Raw genomic sequence first — 15,471 nt, 5'->3', positions numbered from 1 at the left:
ATTTTAAAAAGACTCCAACCCTACAATATGCAAACACAAAAGTTATTTCAGCACCTTTTATTACTCTCTTTTCTTATTGTGCTTCCTCAACAAACATCAGCTCAGGCTGTGTTGGCATTGTTTTTTGGAGATAAGATACAAAGCGATAAGGTTTCGGTAGGTTTATATTTTGCAGGGCAGTCGTCTTACATTACCAATACAGATGACAGTAAGAATTCCCTTGGGCTTGCCATAGGTGCTTATACCGATATTAAGCTTGGGGAAAGCAACAAGTGGATGATAACAAACTTCATGTCGTTTAAATGCCCTAAGGGAATGAAGGATATCCCCTTAAACTATCAGGTTATTGAAAATGCCGATTATCCTGCCGACTCAAGAATTGAGCGCAAGCTTACCTATTTTGAAATTGTTCCGCTATTACGATATAAGTTCACTCCTTCCTTAAGCATTGCCGCAGGGCCACAGTTTGGGGTTAGAATAAAAGCCAAAGATTTATACATCGACGAACGCGAAGACGGATCTACCAGCACGGTAGAATATAAAACCAAAGACTATTTTACCCGATTTGATGCCGGACTGGCCGCCGATCTTCAATATGTATTGGAAAAGGGTGAGGGTATTCACTTTAACTTCCGTTTTTGCTCAGGACTAACCAACATATATAAAAGTAATGTACCGTTTACAGGACATAACCAGTATTTTCATTTTGGGGTAGGTGTGCCCATTGGCGGAAGTAAAAAACCAAAATAGCCTATGAAAAAGTTATACTCTTTCTCATTCTTAATTCTTGTTTTGTCATTAGCTCCTGCAAAGGCACAGGATTTACGGGAAGCCTACAGGGACAGTATTGCAAACTCTCAATGGCCTTATGTATTGCCTGCATGGGGGCAGCGCATTACAAAGAGAGGCATCGACCTGCCTTATCCTGCCGGGATAATGATAAACTATGTAAATGCATCACAAAAAATAAACATTAGTGACTTACAGGTTGGTATTAACGACTTAGACCCTGTACCTCTGGACTTTGTGAAGTTTGGTGAGGTAAAGGCAAAAGTGCAAAGCATTAATACCCGAATTGATGTTTGGGCCCTGCCGTTTGTTAACTTGTACGGAATTTTCGGCAAAACGTGGGCAAATACATCTGTAGAGGTGGTTTATCCTGTTCATTTTAAAAGTGAAGTAGACTTTAACGGAAGCATAATGGGTGCCGGGCTTACCTTTGGCGGCGGGTACAAACATGTTTTCGGGACTATAGACTATAATCACACCTGGAGTCGGTTTGACGAGATAAAAGGAGCCATACATTCACAAATGGTGACTCCCCGATTTGGATATATTTTTCAGTCTAAAAGGCATCCTGAACGCAATCTTGGCTTGTGGATAGGCACACAGGGACTGTTTATAAACCGGACTACCGAAGGATCTATAAATCTGGGAGATCTTAATGTAGGCGTTAACCCTATAGACTTAGACATTGAAGGAACCGACTGGTATCAAAACCTTGGCCCGGCACAAAAACTGGTGGTAAAACAAATAGCCGACAAGGTAAAAGACAAACTTGAAAACATAGACGTATCGGACACTACACTTAAATACTCCCTTAAAAAAGAAGCCGTATCGCACTGGAGCATGTGTTTTGGCGGCCAATACCAGCTTAACCATAACCTGCAGTTTAGGTTTGAAACCGGATTTTTGGGCGGACGCTCATCCATATTAGTATCAACAAATTACAGATTTGGATTCTAAAATGAGAAGGGCCTTACTTTACATATTATTTTTTTCCTCTGTAGTAACTCTTGCTCAGGACAAAAAGGAGAGAGTAAAGGTAAGCATGCGCGACTCGCTTGACGGAGCTTTTGACATGAGCGACTATCTGATTTATGCGCATGGTTTTATTGCCGTGCCTACCATTATTACTGAGCCTGCATTTGGAAGTTTTGGTGGTGCGCTTGTACCCGTTTTTATAAATAAAAAAGACCCGTATGTAAATCCGGAAACAGGGAAGATAACACCCGTTCGACCCGAAATAACCGGAGCGCTGGGTATGTATACCGCAAACGACAGTTGGGCAACAATGGCTTTTAGGAGCGGTACCTTTGCCAAACAGGGAATCACCTATAGGGCAATGGCCGGATACGGAAGTCTCAATATCTCGTTGTATGAAACACTTCCCGAAATAGGCGAACAGGAGTTTAATTTTCATTTCAACACCATACCGGTTTATCTTCAGGCACTTAAACTGCTTAACAACCCAAAATGGAGTGTGGGTGGTAAATATTTCTTTCTTAAAACAGAATTATCACTACCGGGGGGAAACCTCCCTGAGTTTATACGAAACAAAGAAGTAAACAGCATTACCAGCCAGCTTGGAGGAATTGTTCAGTATGATGATCGCGATAATATTTTTACTCCGGATAAGGGAATTCGCGTACAAGGTAGTTTCTTCTGGTCAGACAATATAATTGGCAGTGATTTTGATTCCTGGCGTATAAACTACACAGTCATTGGTTATAAACCCATTACCAAAAAACTTATTGGAGGTATACGCATTGAAGGAACCAATGTATTTGGGAGCCCGGCTTTTTTCCTGAAACCTGCTGTTGATTTAAGAGGTACGGCAGCAGGCCGCTACCAGGCCAACAACACCTTAGTCACAGAAGGCGAGTTGCGATGGGACGCCTACAAGCGATGGAGTGTTATGTTTTTTGGAGGTTTGGGCAGTGCCTTTGATGATTATGACCAGATGTTTGACAAGCCACTTGCTTACGGCTACGGAACAGGCTTTAGGTACCTTATTGCCCGCAAGTTTAAACTGCGAATGGGCATAGATGTGGCAAAAGGTAATGAACAATGGGCCTACTATATTGTTTTTGGCAGTAACTGGCTACGATAAATCATACCACAAACCTTGGTATATCCATAGGCAGCCTGGTTAGCAGCTCATAGTTTAACTGACTGCTCAGTTCTCCAAATGATGCCACAGTAATTTCCTGTTCACCCTGTTCCCCTATAAGGGTAACCTTGTCGTTTATTGCTACATTAGGGATATTGGTCACATCTGCTATTACGCAATTCATATTTACCGTACCGACTACCGGAGCCCTCATTTCATTTACAAGCACATGCCCGGTATTGCTAAGACTTCTGCTAAAACCGTGAGCATATCCTACGGGCACAACAGCTACTTTTATTTCCTGATGGGCAAAATAAGATGAGCCGTAGCCTATAAACTCTCCCGGAGGCACCGTTTTTAAACTCATAATCTTACTCTCCCAGCTTATAATACGCCGTAAAGGAGATTTTACCGTTTTATATTTATTGAGGTATTCTATTAATATTTCAGGGCTTGGCCAAAAGCCATACTGCATAATCCCTATGCGTATCATGTCATGATGCATATCAGGTAAACGAACGGCTGCCGCACTACAGCAGGTATGTATCATTTGGGGCTGTATGCCTGCATTTTTAAATTGTTTTATTGCCCTTTTAAAGTTTATCTTCTGCTTCTTAACCCTGAAATAATTAGTTATGCTTTCGGCACCGGCAAAGTGCATGCATAAACCTTTAAATACAAGTGTATCGGTATTAGCCTTAAAAACATCTGCCAATTGCGGAATCATGGCAGGTTCAAATCCGGTGCGGTACATACCTGTTTCTATTTCTATGTGTACCAATGCCTTTTTACCTATCTGTTTTGCGGCTTTTATGGCGGCGGTTAGCCTTTCCGTATTAAAAACATAAAACTCAATCTCGTTGGCAATGGCCCATTCCAGATCAGAATCCTCAATAGCACCCATTATCATAATGGTCGTGGCCGATGATACCGTGTTTTGAACCCTTGCTGCCTCCTCGGCATTAAAAACCGAAAAATGGTTAACCCCACAGTCTTCGGCCATGGTAACATATTCCTCTATGCCGTGCCCATAGGCATTACCTTTAACTACGGCACTTATTTTTGTATCACTAAAATATTCCCTCAAAAAATCCCAATTACTCTGTAGTGCATTTTTGCTAAGTTTAATATGGGTGGATTTCATCATAACTGTTGTGCTTTTCTGTGTATTTCAATAAACATTTTAATTGCGGTCTCTGTTATCTCATCAGGATAATCATATTCGGGATGGTGCAATGGCTTGCAATCCTCTCCCGATCCTATACCAAACATAGCCCCCGGAAACAAATTGGTAAATACCCCAAAGTCTTCCCCAAAGCGAAAGCCCTGTGCTAGTGTTTCCCTTTCCAGTTCGAGTTCATAGGCTGCGCTATTGATAATATCTACCGCATTATGATCGTTTTGATTGGATTCAAAAGGTTCAATCATCCTAAAACTTACTTCCAGTCCTTCTTCCTCCGCTATCTTTTGTGCAAAGCCTCTGGCTGTACTAATGGCATCATCGAGCCTTTGATTATTATCGGCACGCATGGTTAAATGAACCGACCCCTCCCCTGCCGAAACGCCGTAAGCCATCTCTCCCAGTTGGGTATAAACAGGAGTAACCGTTATATAGGCCGGTTTGTTTTCTTCGTTAAGACCTAATGCCTTTAGGGTATATTTACTCATGGCTGCTGCGGGATTCCTACCGTTCCACGGTTCGGCGGCATGTGCGGTGTATCCTTTAAAGTAGGCAGCAAGACTAACAACACTGGATGTAAAACTGCCTGTTTTGCAAACTATCTTATGTTTTTTGAAACCCGGCAGGTTGTGCAAGGCAAAAACCATATCAATATCCAGCGATTTAAAAACAGGATCTAAAGCCACATTACGGGCTCCCCATCCATTTTCTTCGGCTGGCTGAAACAATAGGTATACATTACCGTTTAAAGGCTTTTTTTCTCCAAAAAACTGTGCAACGCCATACATTATAGTACTGTGACCGTCGTGTCCACATTTGTGAGATACTCCGGGTATGGTGGACTTATAAGTAATATCGGTATTCGTTTCCTGTATTGGCAGGGCATCCATGTCGGCACGAAACAAAATACTTTTCCCCGGCTGCTCCCCATAAAAGGTTACAAGTATACCGGTTTGTGCCACTTTATCTATTTTATCAGGATTTAGTTTTTGCAACAACCCAAAAAGGTACGATTGGGTATTGTACTCCTGTTGTGAAACTTCAGGATGCTGATGCAGATAATGCCTTACAGCGGTTAAGTTTTCCATAATCATCTGTTTAGGCTAATAATGATACTAAAAAATACCGAGGTAAGGAAGAATCTTACGGACTTTAACGGTATTTAAACGCTTTACTCTATAATCTCCAGTGTACCGCCATCTATCATCAGGTTAAATTTGTAGATATGATTCTTATCGGCAAATGTATCTTCCATTACATGTCTAAAAGATTGCTCGTCAATTACCTCACTCATCTTCTTTATACCCTCCAAACCAAAGTCTTCAGAATAAACCACATCAAGATATCTTACCGTAGAGGAAGTTTTTTGGCTCTTGTCCAAGCATTTAAAATACAGGCTTTCCAAAGTATCTTTATAAAGATTATCTCTAACCAAGTGGTAGTCTTCACGCTCAATCATTCCGTCATAGCGTACATACCATTTTTCTTTTTTTATAGTTTCAATTTTTTCCTCTGTGAAAAATTCACGTACTGTTAACTCAACCCTGTTACCGCCCATAATTTCATATTCTCTGTACGAATAAAAATCATTATTTAGATTTCTTTTATACTTATGGGAAATATGAAGCATGGCCATAAAATCGGTATTGTTATTTGATGTAATTAAATAACTGTCACTACTGTTTCCTGAATTTACCTTTATTATAAGAACCTGTGTTTTTTCATTAAGGCTCCAGTAATTATCAAGAATTATCTCAGTATTGTTTTGAGGAAACATTTCAACACCTACCGTTTTGAGTTTAGCTTCCCAATACGGGTTTACCTTTTTATCGTTGGTAAGTAAAAACCTTAAATAATCTATGTGGGTAGTATCGGAAAAGACCGGTTTAGTTGCTTTATCTGTTACAGAAGAACCTTCTTTAACAGCAGAGTTTTGCTTACAGGAAAGCACTAAACACAGGCAGACTGCGTAAAAAATTACATTAGTTTTTTTTCTCATGCTTTTTAGTTGGCTCCTTAAATATAGTAAAAAAATATTCTTACATATTTGAGATATCTTCCTAAGTATATCTACCTGATTTTAAAAAACCGTGGTTTTTACGCTACTCTAATTTACTATACAAGCGTAATTTAGCATCAACAATCAATTGATTTACAACCAAAGGTGGAACAGCTACCACTCTAAAAAACGGGCGTTTTTCCGAAAAGCCTTACGAGTAGGAAAACCAACTAATAAATTATAATATTATGTCAAATTCAGTAGAAGCTCCTGCAGTAGTAGGAGGATGGACTGCTTATCATCCACTAACCCCTGCAGACAGACAGGTGTTTGATGAAGCAATGAAAGGTTTTGTTGGGGTTAGTTATAACCCGCAATCAGTATCAACTCAGGTAGTAGCCGGTAAAAATTACCGTTTTAGATGCCTGGCTTCTATGCCGCCTGCAGAAGTGGTTTGGGAAGCTATTGTAGAGATCTATCAGCCACTTAACGGTGCGCCTCACATTACAAGCATCACAAGAATATAACTTTTTGCTTTTAATTAGTAATAAGGCCGTTTGGTATAAAACCCAAACGGCTTTAGTAATTATACACGTAAAATTACCTGATTTTAAAAACCGTGGTTTTTACGCTAAAACAGTCTTTTTATCATTTATAAATTAGCTCCTGCAACCACACCTAGTTTCTTAACAAATCAACCAACCAAAAACACTACCATTATGACAGCCCAAAATAAAACAGAAGAGCCTGTAATGGGTATGTGGAGTGCCTACAGCAAACTCACCCCACAGGACAAAGAAGTTTTTGAAGAGGCCTTAGAAGGCTTTATAGGCATTAACTACAGGCCACTTACAGTTGCTACCCAGGCTATTGACGGAACCAACTATCATTTTAAATGTATGGCATGCCTGCCTCCCAATGCTATAATGTGGGAAGCGATAATAAAAATATACAAACCCCTAAAAGGGAAACCACAAATAAAAGGCATTACTAAATTATAGCCCCCTTATCTTTCATCCAACTAAAAACCGTTTGCTAATTTACTTTACAGGCGGTTTTTTTATTCTTGATAAAAATTCGTTAACCCTGTTTTATTCAATTTTTGAATTCTTTAGATTTGCTTTTTACACAAGCCAAAATAATTAATCGAAGAAATTACTGTAAGCCTATGGGAATGTTTGTAATAAGCAAACGAACGAACGGAGACTATAAATTTGTTTTCACTTCCAGAAAAGGAAAAACGATTTTTACCAGCTTAAGCTGTAAGCAAAAATCGGATTGTGAAAAGATAATTGAAGCCATTGCCGGAGATATTTCCCAGTTTACCTTCAGGAAAAACAGCACCCCTTCTGGCAAGCATTTCTTCAGGCTGTCTAAAGACGGATTTATTTTGGCCACCAGTCGAAAATACTCCACACCGCTTATGCTGCAAAAAGGTATAGACGAAATAACAAAATATGTGCTTACGGCTGAAATTCTTGATTTTTCTGCCGACAAATCTATTTTCCCACCAGAGGAAGAGGTATTTGCTGATGCTACTGAGAATAATTAACCGAATGTCTTAATAATATTTAGGCAGTTCCAACCAGTCAACAATATCAAGTGTATATTTATTAAAGAATAGTATAAAAAAACCTGAGAACATTACACTTATAAAGCACACTATAGAAATAAGCTTTACATATTTAACCGGACTGAATTTTGTTACTAATCCTATTATAAAGGGTAATAATATCATATAGAAAGGAAACATAAAGTAACTTCCTAATCCATAAGCACGACTACTGAATTTATAGTCTAAAAATAATGCTGCATATATAATAGCAGAAAGCAATAAGCCCATTAAAAAGTAAACGGGTTTAGTATCTTTAAGAGATGTAATAATAAAAATTACAGCAGCAATAAATACCATAGCACAGGCTAAAAGAAAAAGTCCAATAAGTATCCCCATAGTTAAAGAGCATTAAACTTTTAAAGAACCCCTAAACCCTCTTGCCGCATAATAGGATTCCGCACCATTATGGTAAAGGAAAACTATATCATACCTGCGGTCGCAAAATACTGCCCCGCCCAGTTTTCTTATGTTATCTGGAGTTTTAACCCAACTTGAGGTTTTGGTATCAAACTTACCTAAGGTTTGCAGTTCCCTGTACTCTTCTTCGTTTAATATATCAATACCCATAGAAGCCGCTACATCTACGGCACTGCCACCTGGTTTATGCTCTTTCCTGGATTCCAGTGCTTCCCGGTCATAACAAAGGCTCCTGCGTTTTGGACTTTCGGCAGAGCAGTCATAAAAAATATACTCACCTGTTTTTTTGTCAACACCCACCACATCGGGTTCGCCACCAGTCTCTTCCATAGCATCCAGCGACCATAGCTTTTGCGGACTGGCTTCCAGTTTAGCCTGTACCTTATCCCACTCCACCCCTTTATGGCGGTCCATATTCTTTTCGAAACGTGCTTTTAAAACCTTAAGCAGCTCTGCTGCCTGATCTTTAGATAATTCTTTTTTATTGCTCATTTTTTACGCTTTTATACTATTAGTCTTTCTTGCTGTCGGCCTAAAGTACCATGAAACTATTGTTAGCACTATAAGCAGTGTAGGCCCGAACAATTCTCCAGCTGGACTGCCCGATGCAAGATGTGAAATTATCGCCCCGGTCATGGCAAAGAAAAATCCGGCATAAGCCCATTCCTTTAGCATGGGATACTTAGGGATAAGCACAGCAATAACCCCTAAAACTTTCCATATCCCTAATATAGTTAAAATATAAACAGGGTAACCCAGTTGCGTTATCCTGGCTGTTTCCTCTTCAACCTTTAAAAGCTGTACGATTCCGGTAGAAAGCATCCCTAAAGAAAGCCATCCTGTGGCAATCCAGTAAATAATCCTGTTTCTTTTTTCCATAGTTACTGTTTTAAATTGCTTACTATTTCCTCCAGGCGGTTGTGTGCCATATTTAGCCCCTGTGCAAACGGAAGCTGCAACATTTGATTACGCATTGCTACCGACCTATACACTATATGCATAGTAAGTCTGCTGGTAGTATCGGTAAGTTTCTCAAATTCCAGAAATTCGAGTTGTACCTCAAAAGGTGTATTCTCCATTTCAAAAGTGCGCACTATCCTTTTACTGGGTTCAAATTCATGAAAAGTACCATTAGCACTAAATACCACCTGCCCTTCCGGGTTTGTGGTTTCAAACCTGTATCCCCCATACTTTTTAGCTTCCAGTTTCACTACGTTTGTAGTCATCCACTGCCCAAAAAGATCGGGATCTTCATATGCCTTAAAAAGCAGCTCTACCGGCAAATCAAAATTTCGGATCACTACCAGTTCCTGTCTGCTGTCTTCAGCATGAATTTTTGTTTTTAGTTCCATTATTGTTCGTTTTTTGATTGATAATTCTTCATTACGGCTTCGAGCTTGTTGAACCTGTCGTCCCACATTTTACGGAAAGGCTCAATAAAATCGGCAATCTCCTTCATCTTTTCCGGATTTAAATGGTAGTAAATCTCCCTGCCGTTTTGTTCCTGCTTAAGCAACTGACATTCGGTTAGTATCTGCAAATGCTTGGAAACTGTAGGCCTTGCGGTATCAAAGTTAGAAGCAATAGCTCCTGCTGTCATTGCCTGTGTAGCCACCAAAACAAGTATTGACCTTCTTGTTGGGTCGGCTATAGCCTGAAATACATCGCGTCTTAAATTCATCGTGTAGTTATTTGACTACGAATATATATGTAGTTATTTAACTACGCAAATTTTTAAATCAATTTTTATAAATTTAATTATCTTTGCAACTAAGATACTTTTTAAATAAGATATATGGATATCACTGAAAACGCCCTTAAAGTAAGGAAACTGAGCCAACAGTTTGCCTATACTTCCATTCAAATGCACGAAAACATCGGCAGAAAAATAGGATTAAGCGGCACTGACCACAAATACTTAGGGTTCTTAATTCAAAAGGGAGAAATGACCGCAGGTGAGCTTTCGGTACTTACAGGATTAACAACCGGTGCTGTTACCGGACTTATAGATCGTTTTGAAAACAAGAAACTTGTGAAAAGAAAGGCTGATAAACATGACAGGCGAAAAATAATAATTGTGCCTAATCATGATAAAATAATTAATCTTATAACTCCTTTCTATCAGGATTTTCAGGATAATACAGATAAATTATTCACTACATTTTCGGACAGTGAACTAAAAACACTGGAAAAATATTTTGAAAATGCGATGAAAATAATGAACGAAAAAATCGATCAATTAAACAAATAGTTAGAAATGAAGAATACAGAAATTGAAGTGAATAAAGAAGATGTTTTAGACAGTGGCCCATTTTACCACGGAACGAGAGCTGACCTGAAAATTGGTGACCTTCTTACAGCAGGCTTTAGATCTAACTATCACCCGGGAACCATAATGAACCATATTTACTTTACAGCTTTAAAAAATGGCGCAGGCCTTGCAGCAGCCCTAGCTAAAGGAAATGGTGCTGAGCGTGTATATCTGGTAGAGCCAACAGGATATTATGAAAATGACCCTAATGTAACCGACAAAAAGTTTCCCGGCAACCCAACCAGATCCTACCGCAGCAAAGAACCTTTAAAGATTATTGGCGAAATAACCGACTGGATAAGACTGACACCGGAAGAAGTGCAGAAGTGGCATGAAAATCTTAAAAAACTACATCAAAACCCTGATGCAAAAATCATAAACTGATTACCTCCACCTACTCTCCCGCCATTCTTTCTGTTCCTTTTCATTTAGAAAAGTCCAGGCTACAATTCGGGTAGATTTATTACCGGTACCCATAGGTATAGTTTTAACCACATTGGCACCTACATGCTCTAAGGCTTTATAAATTCCTTTAAGATTACTTTGTTTTGAAACCAGCGTAGTGAACCAATAGCAGTTTTTAGCCGTTTTTTGGCTCTCTGTAATCATTGTAGCCACAAAACGGTATTCTCCGCCATCATAAATAAGTTCGTTGCTTATACCCGCAAAATTAAGCTCAGGAGTTTTATATTTTTTACCAGAAAGATTCTTCACCTTTCGCTGTGTGCCTTTTTGGGCTTCTTCGGCCGACGAATGAAACGGAGGATTACACAAGGTAACATCTATCTTTTCCTGCACCCCTATAATTCCTGTAAAGATATTTTTAGGATTTTGCTGAAGCCTGCATTCTATCTTATCCTTAAGAATAGGATTAGCATCTGTAATACTTTTAGCCGATTCAATAGAATCTGCCACAATATCACTCGCTATAAAATTCCAGTTATATTCTGTAACGCCAAGAATAGGGTAAATACAACTGGCACCGGTACCCACATCAAGGCATGTAATTTTATTACCTAAAGGCATTGTACCTTTATTGCTTTTGGCTAACAGGTCTGCAAGGTAGTGGATATAGTCGGCACGCCCCGGTATGGGCGGGCAAAGGTTTCTATCAGGAAAGTTCCAGTGTTGTATTCCGTAATAGTGATGAAGAAGCGCCCTGTTTAAAAGCTTAACGGCAACCGGATTGGAGAAGTCGATCGAATCATTACCAAATTTATTGGGTTTTATAAAATCGGCCAGTTGGGGAACTGCAACCACTAAAGCATTAAGATCATAAAGCCCCCTGTTTTTATTACGCGGATGTAATTCTGATTTTTCTTCCCTATCCTTTTTTAAAGACATACCTTGGTGATTACTTGTAGTCGGCCAAAGATACTTAAAAATGAGGAAAGGGGATTTGAGAAGAAACTTATAAGATACTATATAAACAAAAAATCTTCAGTTTTCACTGAAGGTTTTTATCTGTAGGAAAGATTGGCAGTTATCGAACTCTTTTACAAAGGATAATTTTATCTATTAGCTTCAGGCCACTTCTCCTTCCATTCGTCAGACCATCTGAAATCATTTCTATAACTTTCAGAAATATAAGTATAAATAAAAGCTTCTTTTTTACCTCCGGGCTTTATTATATATAGATAACTTCAGATATATTTATACCATCATCTCAAAATAAATATCTATCAAATGACTTTTCCTTTCAGCAATTTGTTGTTTACTAACAACTATCCCACTAAACCTCTTTTAATATTATCAACTGTTTTTTGTGGTGAAGTTGATGTATATAACATAATAGCTATAAAACACCCAAAGGCGGCTATTAACAAAATGATTTTATTTCTTTTAGTCATAAAGCTCATCTATGTTTTTACTATATATATATATATTAAATTTAGTATTTAAAACGAAAATACTTAATATTCAAAATTATATCCTGACTTAATAAAAGAATGTTCATTCTCCCCACTACATGTAAAAAGGATTTCACATAAATCATTATCGTCACATTGTCTTGATTCAATTTTTCCATTTTCCCTATCTATAACCAAAGAGCCTATATATCTAAGTTTATTATCTTCATTTTTATAACAAAAGAGATTGTCTTCTTTCAAAACCCGAATAATTTTTATTCCATCTCCTGTTAAACAAACTTCTTCATAACAAAACTTTAAATTTAAATCTAAGTCTTTAGTTATTTCAAAAACTTTAGTGACAACTGCATTATACGAATTTCCATTATGAACTCTTTCTTTAAGGTATATATAAAGATTATTGTCTATAAGCTCTGTTTTAATATTAGGATAATCAAGAAGTTTAAAGTCAAATCCATTTTCTGAATTAAACCCCCATTTACCGTTTATTTTTATATAATTATTGGCAACCCTTTTTTCTAAATGATTATAGGGAAGTATAAAAATCTCTTTGTTCAAACCATCATTAACAACTAGTGCGTAAGTATCTATATCATTGTTATTTTTAATCTTAAATAATACAGTAGTCTTTAAATATTTAATAGACTTAAGGACTTTCTCAAATTCCGTCACAACTTCATTTGGAGTACTTTCTGTGGGGCTATTCGTATCGTTATACAGAACATAGTCATTGTCATCTCGAATTATCGTTTTATCGAGATTCTGTGAATAGGATAATCCATTTAACAGGAATAATCCAACTACTAAAATTTGCTTCATGGTTTACTGCATTATAAAGTGAATGGGCATTGTGCCATACCATTACTAATATAAACAAAAAAACCTCCAGTTTTCACTGAAGGTTTACACCTGTGGAGAAGATGGGAGTCGAACCCACGACCTCTTGCATGCCATGCAAGCGCTCTAGCCAGCTGAGCTACATCCCCGCTTGAGAGCAGCAAATATAATATATTTCATTTCTAAAAATACAAACTTTTAAGCAATTTGTTTTTATCCTTTACTATTTGCCTTAATTTTACCCAAAAACCAAATAATATGAGTACTACTACAAGACCTAATGGTTCTTTATATACCAAAATAGAAAACAAAATTGCGACGGTTGAGTTTGGCCACCCTGCCAGTAATTCCTTTCCGGGAGAGCTGCTTCAAAGACTAACTGATGAACTTAATTCCCTTAGCAATAATAATGAAGTAAATATTATTGTACTGAAAAGTGAAGGCGATGGGGCTTTTTGTGCCGGAGCTTCGTTTGACGAACTTCTTGCCGTTTCTAACCTTGAAGAAGGAGCTGTTTTCTTTGCAGGCTTTGCCAATGTTATCAACGCGATGCGCAACTGCAGTAAACTGATAATAGGCCGCATTCACGGAAAAGCTGTGGGCGGAGGGGTAGGACTTGCTTCTGCCTGCGATTATGCGCTGGCTACCGAAGGAAGCGCCATTAAGCTATCGGAATTTACTATTGGCATAGGTCCGTTTGTTATTGCTCCTGCCGTTGAGCGTAAAATGGGAAAGGCTGCCCTTGGTGAAATGACACTGGCTGCACACGAATGGAAAAATGCCTACTGGGCACAGGAAAAAGGCCTTTATGCAAAAGTTTTTGAAAACGTAAAGGAATTGGACAAAGAGCTTGACATCTTTACCTCAAAGGTAGCATCTTACAACCCAGAGGCACTTGATGCCATGAAAAAAGTACTTTGGGAAGGCACCGAAAACTGGGACAACCTTCTTGCCGAAAGGGCTAAAATATCAGGAAGGCTTGTACTTTCCGAATTTACTAAAGAAGCTTTAGAGAGGTTTAAAAAATAACCTCTCCCCTTGTTTTTAACCAGCCTGTAATACTTAATCGTTCCTGTTTTACAGGCTTTACTTCATGCTCAAGCACACTGCTTTCAAAAATAACCATACGCCCCTGCACAGGGTAAATATTCTCTATACGTTCAGTACCGTTTTCAGGTATATATATGGCAAGCTCACCGCCATATTCAGGCTGCCAGTCTTCTTCATTAAGATAACATACTATAGAGAGCCTTCTCCTGCTGTCATTTTGAAATGTATCTAAATGGCGTTTGTAAAAAGTGCCTTCCGGATATAATGCATAATGAAACTCCTGCTCTGTTATACCCATAAAACAGGTTCTGTTAAGATAATCAACAAAGTCGTTTAAGCGGGAAAAGAATCTTGTTTCGGCAGCATTGCAATTGGCTTCATCCAGCCAAAAGATAAAATCGCCCCTTACGGCTTTCATAACCTGTTCGTTAGTCCAGTTTCCTATGGCCGATTTCTTAAACTGGTCATCATCATATTTGGTAAGCAGGCTTTGGCGAAGCTCCAATACTTCTTCCAGCGGAAAAAAGTTTTCCACCACACTATATTGCTTCTCTAAAAGGTCAGAAATAACCTTTTCATACAACGGATTCAACTGTAACTCATCCATATAGCGCCATAATTAAAAAGGCGAGCAAAGATAATCGGAAAACCAATACGTTGAGAATAAATTAACATGATGCATTTTATTTAGTAAATTTGCACACTTAACACTATTATAATGAGCAAAATCAGGATTACAAAACAGTTCAATTTTGAAACTGGACATGCCCTTTACGGCTATGACGGAAAGTGCAAAAACGTTCACGGACACAGCTATAAGCTTTCGGTTACTGTTATAGGAACACCGATAACCGATACCGGCAACGTTAAGTACGGAATGGTAATTGATTTTGGTGATTTGAAGAAGATTGTTAAGGAAGAAATAGTGGACATTTTTGATCATGCTACAGTTTTTAATCAAAACACTCCGCATGTTGAGCTGGCAAAAGAACTTCAAAACAGGGGACATCATGTTATTTTAGTAGATTACCAACCTACCAGTGAGAATATGGTAATCGATTTTGCAGATAAGATTAAAAGCCGATTACCACAAAATATACAACTGCATTCATTAAAGCTACAGGAAACAGAAACTTCCTTTGCAGAATGGTATCAAAGCGACAATGAATAAAATTACTTCATAATAAAAAAGCAGCCCAATGGGCTGCTTTTTGTTTTTTGGCTGGTTAACTTGTTAAGTCGATATTGTTATTTCTTCACGATCACAAATTCCGAACGTCTGTTCTTAGCGTGCTCTT

The 15,471-nt window shown here is 38.3% G+C and carries 21 protein-coding genes and 1 tRNA gene; 10 read left to right on the top strand and 12 right to left on the bottom strand.

From position 1 onward, the window contains the following. The first annotated feature begins 27 nt into the window (after nucleotides 1-27). The 3 genes from NU09_RS07540 to NU09_RS07530 are packed head-to-tail and all read left to right on the top strand — an operon-like array spanning nucleotide 28 to nucleotide 2,893. Nucleotides 28-750 (top strand): outer membrane beta-barrel protein, encoded by a 723-nt coding sequence (locus NU09_RS07540; RefSeq protein WP_129750670.1) that lies wholly within the window; start codon nucleotides 28-30, stop codon nucleotides 748-750. Between the two features lie 3 nt (nucleotides 751-753). After that, nucleotides 754-1,746 carry a hypothetical protein gene (locus tag NU09_RS07535; RefSeq protein WP_129750669.1) on the top strand — a complete coding sequence of 331 codons (993 nt, stop codon included), beginning with the start codon at nucleotides 754-756 and terminating at the stop codon, nucleotides 1,744-1,746. 1 nt (nucleotide 1,747) lies between these two features. Then, nucleotides 1,748-2,893: a BamA/TamA family outer membrane protein gene (locus NU09_RS07530; protein ID WP_129750668.1), complete on the top strand. Its 1,146-nt coding sequence runs from the start codon at nucleotides 1,748-1,750 to the stop codon at nucleotides 2,891-2,893. Between the two features lies 1 nt (nucleotide 2,894). On the opposite strand, the gene alr is transcribed toward NU09_RS07530, so the two are convergent. From alr to NU09_RS07515, 3 genes are all read right to left on the bottom strand, one after another. Next, entirely contained in the window at nucleotides 2,895-4,040 is a 1,146-nt protein-coding gene (gene alr, locus NU09_RS07525) for an alanine racemase (RefSeq protein WP_129750667.1), read from the bottom strand. Then, nucleotides 4,037-5,161, bottom strand: coding sequence for an amidohydrolase (locus tag NU09_RS07520; protein WP_242501842.1), 1,125 nt, complete (start codon nucleotides 5,159-5,161; stop codon nucleotides 4,037-4,039). The genes alr and NU09_RS07520 overlap by 4 nt, the downstream gene beginning before the upstream one ends. Nucleotides 5,162-5,244: 83 nt before the next feature. After that, nucleotides 5,245-6,072 (bottom strand): hypothetical protein, encoded by an 828-nt coding sequence (locus NU09_RS07515; protein ID WP_129750665.1) that lies wholly within the window; start codon nucleotides 6,070-6,072, stop codon nucleotides 5,245-5,247. 248 nt (nucleotides 6,073-6,320) lie between these two features. Between NU09_RS07515 and NU09_RS07510 the strand changes: the two genes are divergently transcribed. The 3 genes from NU09_RS07510 (at nucleotide 6,321) to NU09_RS07500 (ending at nucleotide 7,624) form a co-directional block, all read left to right on the top strand. Continuing rightward, nucleotides 6,321-6,599 (top strand): hypothetical protein, encoded by a 279-nt coding sequence (locus NU09_RS07510; RefSeq protein ID WP_129750664.1) that lies wholly within the window; start codon nucleotides 6,321-6,323, stop codon nucleotides 6,597-6,599. A gap of 192 nt (nucleotides 6,600-6,791) precedes the next feature. Next, nucleotides 6,792-7,073 carry a hypothetical protein gene (locus NU09_RS07505; protein ID WP_207209763.1) on the top strand — a complete coding sequence of 94 codons (282 nt, stop codon included), beginning with the start codon at nucleotides 6,792-6,794 and terminating at the stop codon, nucleotides 7,071-7,073. Between the two features lie 167 nt (nucleotides 7,074-7,240). Beyond that, on the top strand, nucleotides 7,241-7,624 hold the full coding sequence (locus NU09_RS07500; RefSeq protein WP_129750663.1) for a DUF1508 domain-containing protein: 384 nt from the start codon (nucleotides 7,241-7,243) through the stop codon (nucleotides 7,622-7,624). A gap of 9 nt (nucleotides 7,625-7,633) precedes the next feature. On the opposite strand, the gene NU09_RS07495 is transcribed toward NU09_RS07500, so the two are convergent. From NU09_RS07495 to NU09_RS07475, 5 genes are read right to left on the bottom strand one after another with little or no spacing between them, the layout of a single operon-like run. After that, on the bottom strand, nucleotides 7,634-8,023 hold the full coding sequence (locus tag NU09_RS07495; RefSeq protein ID WP_129750662.1) for a hypothetical protein: 390 nt from the start codon (nucleotides 8,021-8,023) through the stop codon (nucleotides 7,634-7,636). A gap of 12 nt (nucleotides 8,024-8,035) precedes the next feature. Continuing rightward, nucleotides 8,036-8,596: a DUF4256 domain-containing protein gene (locus NU09_RS07490; protein ID WP_129750661.1), complete on the bottom strand. Its 561-nt coding sequence runs from the start codon at nucleotides 8,594-8,596 to the stop codon at nucleotides 8,036-8,038. Between the two features lie 3 nt (nucleotides 8,597-8,599). Beyond that, complete coding sequence (locus NU09_RS07485; RefSeq protein WP_129750660.1) at nucleotides 8,600-8,983, bottom strand: DoxX family protein; 384 nt, start codon at nucleotides 8,981-8,983, stop codon at nucleotides 8,600-8,602. A gap of 2 nt (nucleotides 8,984-8,985) precedes the next feature. Then, nucleotides 8,986-9,456 carry an SRPBCC domain-containing protein gene (locus tag NU09_RS07480; protein WP_129750659.1) on the bottom strand — a complete coding sequence of 157 codons (471 nt, stop codon included), beginning with the start codon at nucleotides 9,454-9,456 and terminating at the stop codon, nucleotides 8,986-8,988. Further along, nucleotides 9,456-9,785, bottom strand: a complete 330-nt coding sequence (locus tag NU09_RS07475; protein ID WP_129750658.1) for an ArsR/SmtB family transcription factor — start codon at nucleotides 9,783-9,785, stop codon at nucleotides 9,456-9,458. Before NU09_RS07475 ends, NU09_RS07480 begins: the two co-directional genes overlap by 1 nt. A gap of 114 nt (nucleotides 9,786-9,899) precedes the next feature. Here NU09_RS07475 and NU09_RS17150 point away from each other — a divergent pair, with 114 nt between their 5' ends. Both NU09_RS17150 and arr read left to right on the top strand, forming a co-directional pair. Beyond that, nucleotides 9,900-10,355 carry a MarR family winged helix-turn-helix transcriptional regulator gene (locus NU09_RS17150; RefSeq protein WP_207209762.1) on the top strand — a complete coding sequence of 152 codons (456 nt, stop codon included), beginning with the start codon at nucleotides 9,900-9,902 and terminating at the stop codon, nucleotides 10,353-10,355. A 6-nt stretch (nucleotides 10,356-10,361) separates the two neighbouring features. Beyond that, nucleotides 10,362-10,799, top strand: a complete 438-nt coding sequence (gene arr, locus NU09_RS17145) for an NAD(+)--rifampin ADP-ribosyltransferase (protein WP_207209761.1) — start codon at nucleotides 10,362-10,364, stop codon at nucleotides 10,797-10,799. Here the strand turns inward: arr and rlmF are convergent, their stop codons facing one another. The 3 genes from rlmF to NU09_RS07455 form a co-directional block, all read right to left on the bottom strand. Beyond that, on the bottom strand, nucleotides 10,800-11,759 hold the full coding sequence (gene rlmF, locus NU09_RS07465) for a 23S rRNA (adenine(1618)-N(6))-methyltransferase RlmF (RefSeq protein ID WP_129750657.1): 960 nt from the start codon (nucleotides 11,757-11,759) through the stop codon (nucleotides 10,800-10,802). A 569-nt stretch (nucleotides 11,760-12,328) separates the two neighbouring features. Next, complete coding sequence (locus tag NU09_RS07460; protein ID WP_129750656.1) at nucleotides 12,329-13,105, bottom strand: hypothetical protein; 777 nt, start codon at nucleotides 13,103-13,105, stop codon at nucleotides 12,329-12,331. A 93-nt stretch (nucleotides 13,106-13,198) separates the two neighbouring features. After that, nucleotides 13,199-13,272: transfer RNA gene (locus NU09_RS07455), tRNA-Ala, on the bottom strand. Between the two features lie 109 nt (nucleotides 13,273-13,381). Between NU09_RS07455 and NU09_RS07450 the strand changes: the two genes are divergently transcribed. Continuing rightward, the gene (locus NU09_RS07450) at nucleotides 13,382-14,152 is read left to right on the top strand and encodes an enoyl-CoA hydratase/isomerase family protein (RefSeq protein ID WP_129750655.1); all 771 of its coding nucleotides are present in this window, start codon (nucleotides 13,382-13,384) and stop codon (nucleotides 14,150-14,152) included. On the opposite strand, the gene NU09_RS07445 is transcribed toward NU09_RS07450, so the two are convergent. Then, complete coding sequence (locus tag NU09_RS07445; protein ID WP_129750654.1) at nucleotides 14,142-14,780, bottom strand: 2OG-Fe(II) oxygenase; 639 nt, start codon at nucleotides 14,778-14,780, stop codon at nucleotides 14,142-14,144. The two genes, NU09_RS07450 and NU09_RS07445, sit on opposite strands and share 11 nt — an antisense overlap. 111 nt (nucleotides 14,781-14,891) lie before the next feature. Between NU09_RS07445 and NU09_RS07440 the strand changes: the two genes are divergently transcribed. After that, the gene (locus NU09_RS07440; RefSeq protein ID WP_129750653.1) at nucleotides 14,892-15,344 is read left to right on the top strand and encodes a 6-pyruvoyl trahydropterin synthase family protein; all 453 of its coding nucleotides are present in this window, start codon (nucleotides 14,892-14,894) and stop codon (nucleotides 15,342-15,344) included. The last annotated feature ends 127 nt before the right edge of the window (nucleotides 15,345-15,471 follow it).

This window comes from Flavobacterium beibuense (assembly GCF_004151245.1).
GTDB lineage: Bacteria > Bacteroidota > Bacteroidia > Flavobacteriales > Flavobacteriaceae > Flavobacterium > Flavobacterium beibuense_A.
The sequence above is the reverse complement of the archived record's forward strand: the minus strand, read 5'-3'. Positions and strand labels throughout refer to the sequence as shown.

Bases quoted from the DNA above. Each gene is read 5' to 3' on its own strand.
- NU09_RS17150 (WP_207209762.1), top strand. From the start codon at position 9,900: ATGGATATCACTGAAAACGCCCTTAAAGTAAGGAAACTGAGCCAACAG.
- NU09_RS07490 (WP_129750661.1), bottom strand. From the start codon at position 8,596: ATGAGCAATAAAAAAGAATTATCTAAAGATCAGGCAGCAGAGCTGCTT.
- NU09_RS07535 (WP_129750669.1), top strand. From the start codon at position 754: ATGAAAAAGTTATACTCTTTCTCATTCTTAATTCTTGTTTTGTCATTA.
- NU09_RS07495 (WP_129750662.1), bottom strand. From the start codon at position 8,023: ATGGGGATACTTATTGGACTTTTTCTTTTAGCCTGTGCTATGGTATTT.
- NU09_RS07540 (WP_129750670.1), top strand. From the start codon at position 28: ATGCAAACACAAAAGTTATTTCAGCACCTTTTATTACTCTCTTTTCTT.
- arr (WP_207209761.1), top strand. From the start codon at position 10,362: ATGAAGAATACAGAAATTGAAGTGAATAAAGAAGATGTTTTAGACAGT.
- NU09_RS07510 (WP_129750664.1), top strand. From the start codon at position 6,321: ATGTCAAATTCAGTAGAAGCTCCTGCAGTAGTAGGAGGATGGACTGCT.
- alr (WP_129750667.1), bottom strand. From the start codon at position 4,040: ATGATGAAATCCACCCATATTAAACTTAGCAAAAATGCACTACAGAGT.
- NU09_RS07505 (WP_207209763.1), top strand. From the start codon at position 6,792: ATGACAGCCCAAAATAAAACAGAAGAGCCTGTAATGGGTATGTGGAGT.
- NU09_RS07485 (WP_129750660.1), bottom strand. From the start codon at position 8,983: ATGGAAAAAAGAAACAGGATTATTTACTGGATTGCCACAGGATGGCTT.
- NU09_RS07440 (WP_129750653.1), top strand. From the start codon at position 14,892: ATGAGCAAAATCAGGATTACAAAACAGTTCAATTTTGAAACTGGACAT.
- NU09_RS07445 (WP_129750654.1), bottom strand. From the start codon at position 14,780: ATGGATGAGTTACAGTTGAATCCGTTGTATGAAAAGGTTATTTCTGAC.
- NU09_RS07520 (WP_242501842.1), bottom strand. From the start codon at position 5,161: ATGGAAAACTTAACCGCTGTAAGGCATTATCTGCATCAGCATCCTGAA.
- NU09_RS07530 (WP_129750668.1), top strand. From the start codon at position 1,748: ATGAGAAGGGCCTTACTTTACATATTATTTTTTTCCTCTGTAGTAACT.
- NU09_RS07475 (WP_129750658.1), bottom strand. From the start codon at position 9,785: ATGAATTTAAGACGCGATGTATTTCAGGCTATAGCCGACCCAACAAGA.
- rlmF (WP_129750657.1), bottom strand. From the start codon at position 11,759: ATGTCTTTAAAAAAGGATAGGGAAGAAAAATCAGAATTACATCCGCGT.
- NU09_RS07450 (WP_129750655.1), top strand. From the start codon at position 13,382: ATGAGTACTACTACAAGACCTAATGGTTCTTTATATACCAAAATAGAA.
- NU09_RS07480 (WP_129750659.1), bottom strand. From the start codon at position 9,456: ATGGAACTAAAAACAAAAATTCATGCTGAAGACAGCAGACAGGAACTG.
- NU09_RS07460 (WP_129750656.1), bottom strand. From the start codon at position 13,105: ATGAAGCAAATTTTAGTAGTTGGATTATTCCTGTTAAATGGATTATCC.
- NU09_RS07500 (WP_129750663.1), top strand. From the start codon at position 7,241: ATGGGAATGTTTGTAATAAGCAAACGAACGAACGGAGACTATAAATTT.
- NU09_RS07515 (WP_129750665.1), bottom strand. From the start codon at position 6,072: ATGAGAAAAAAAACTAATGTAATTTTTTACGCAGTCTGCCTGTGTTTA.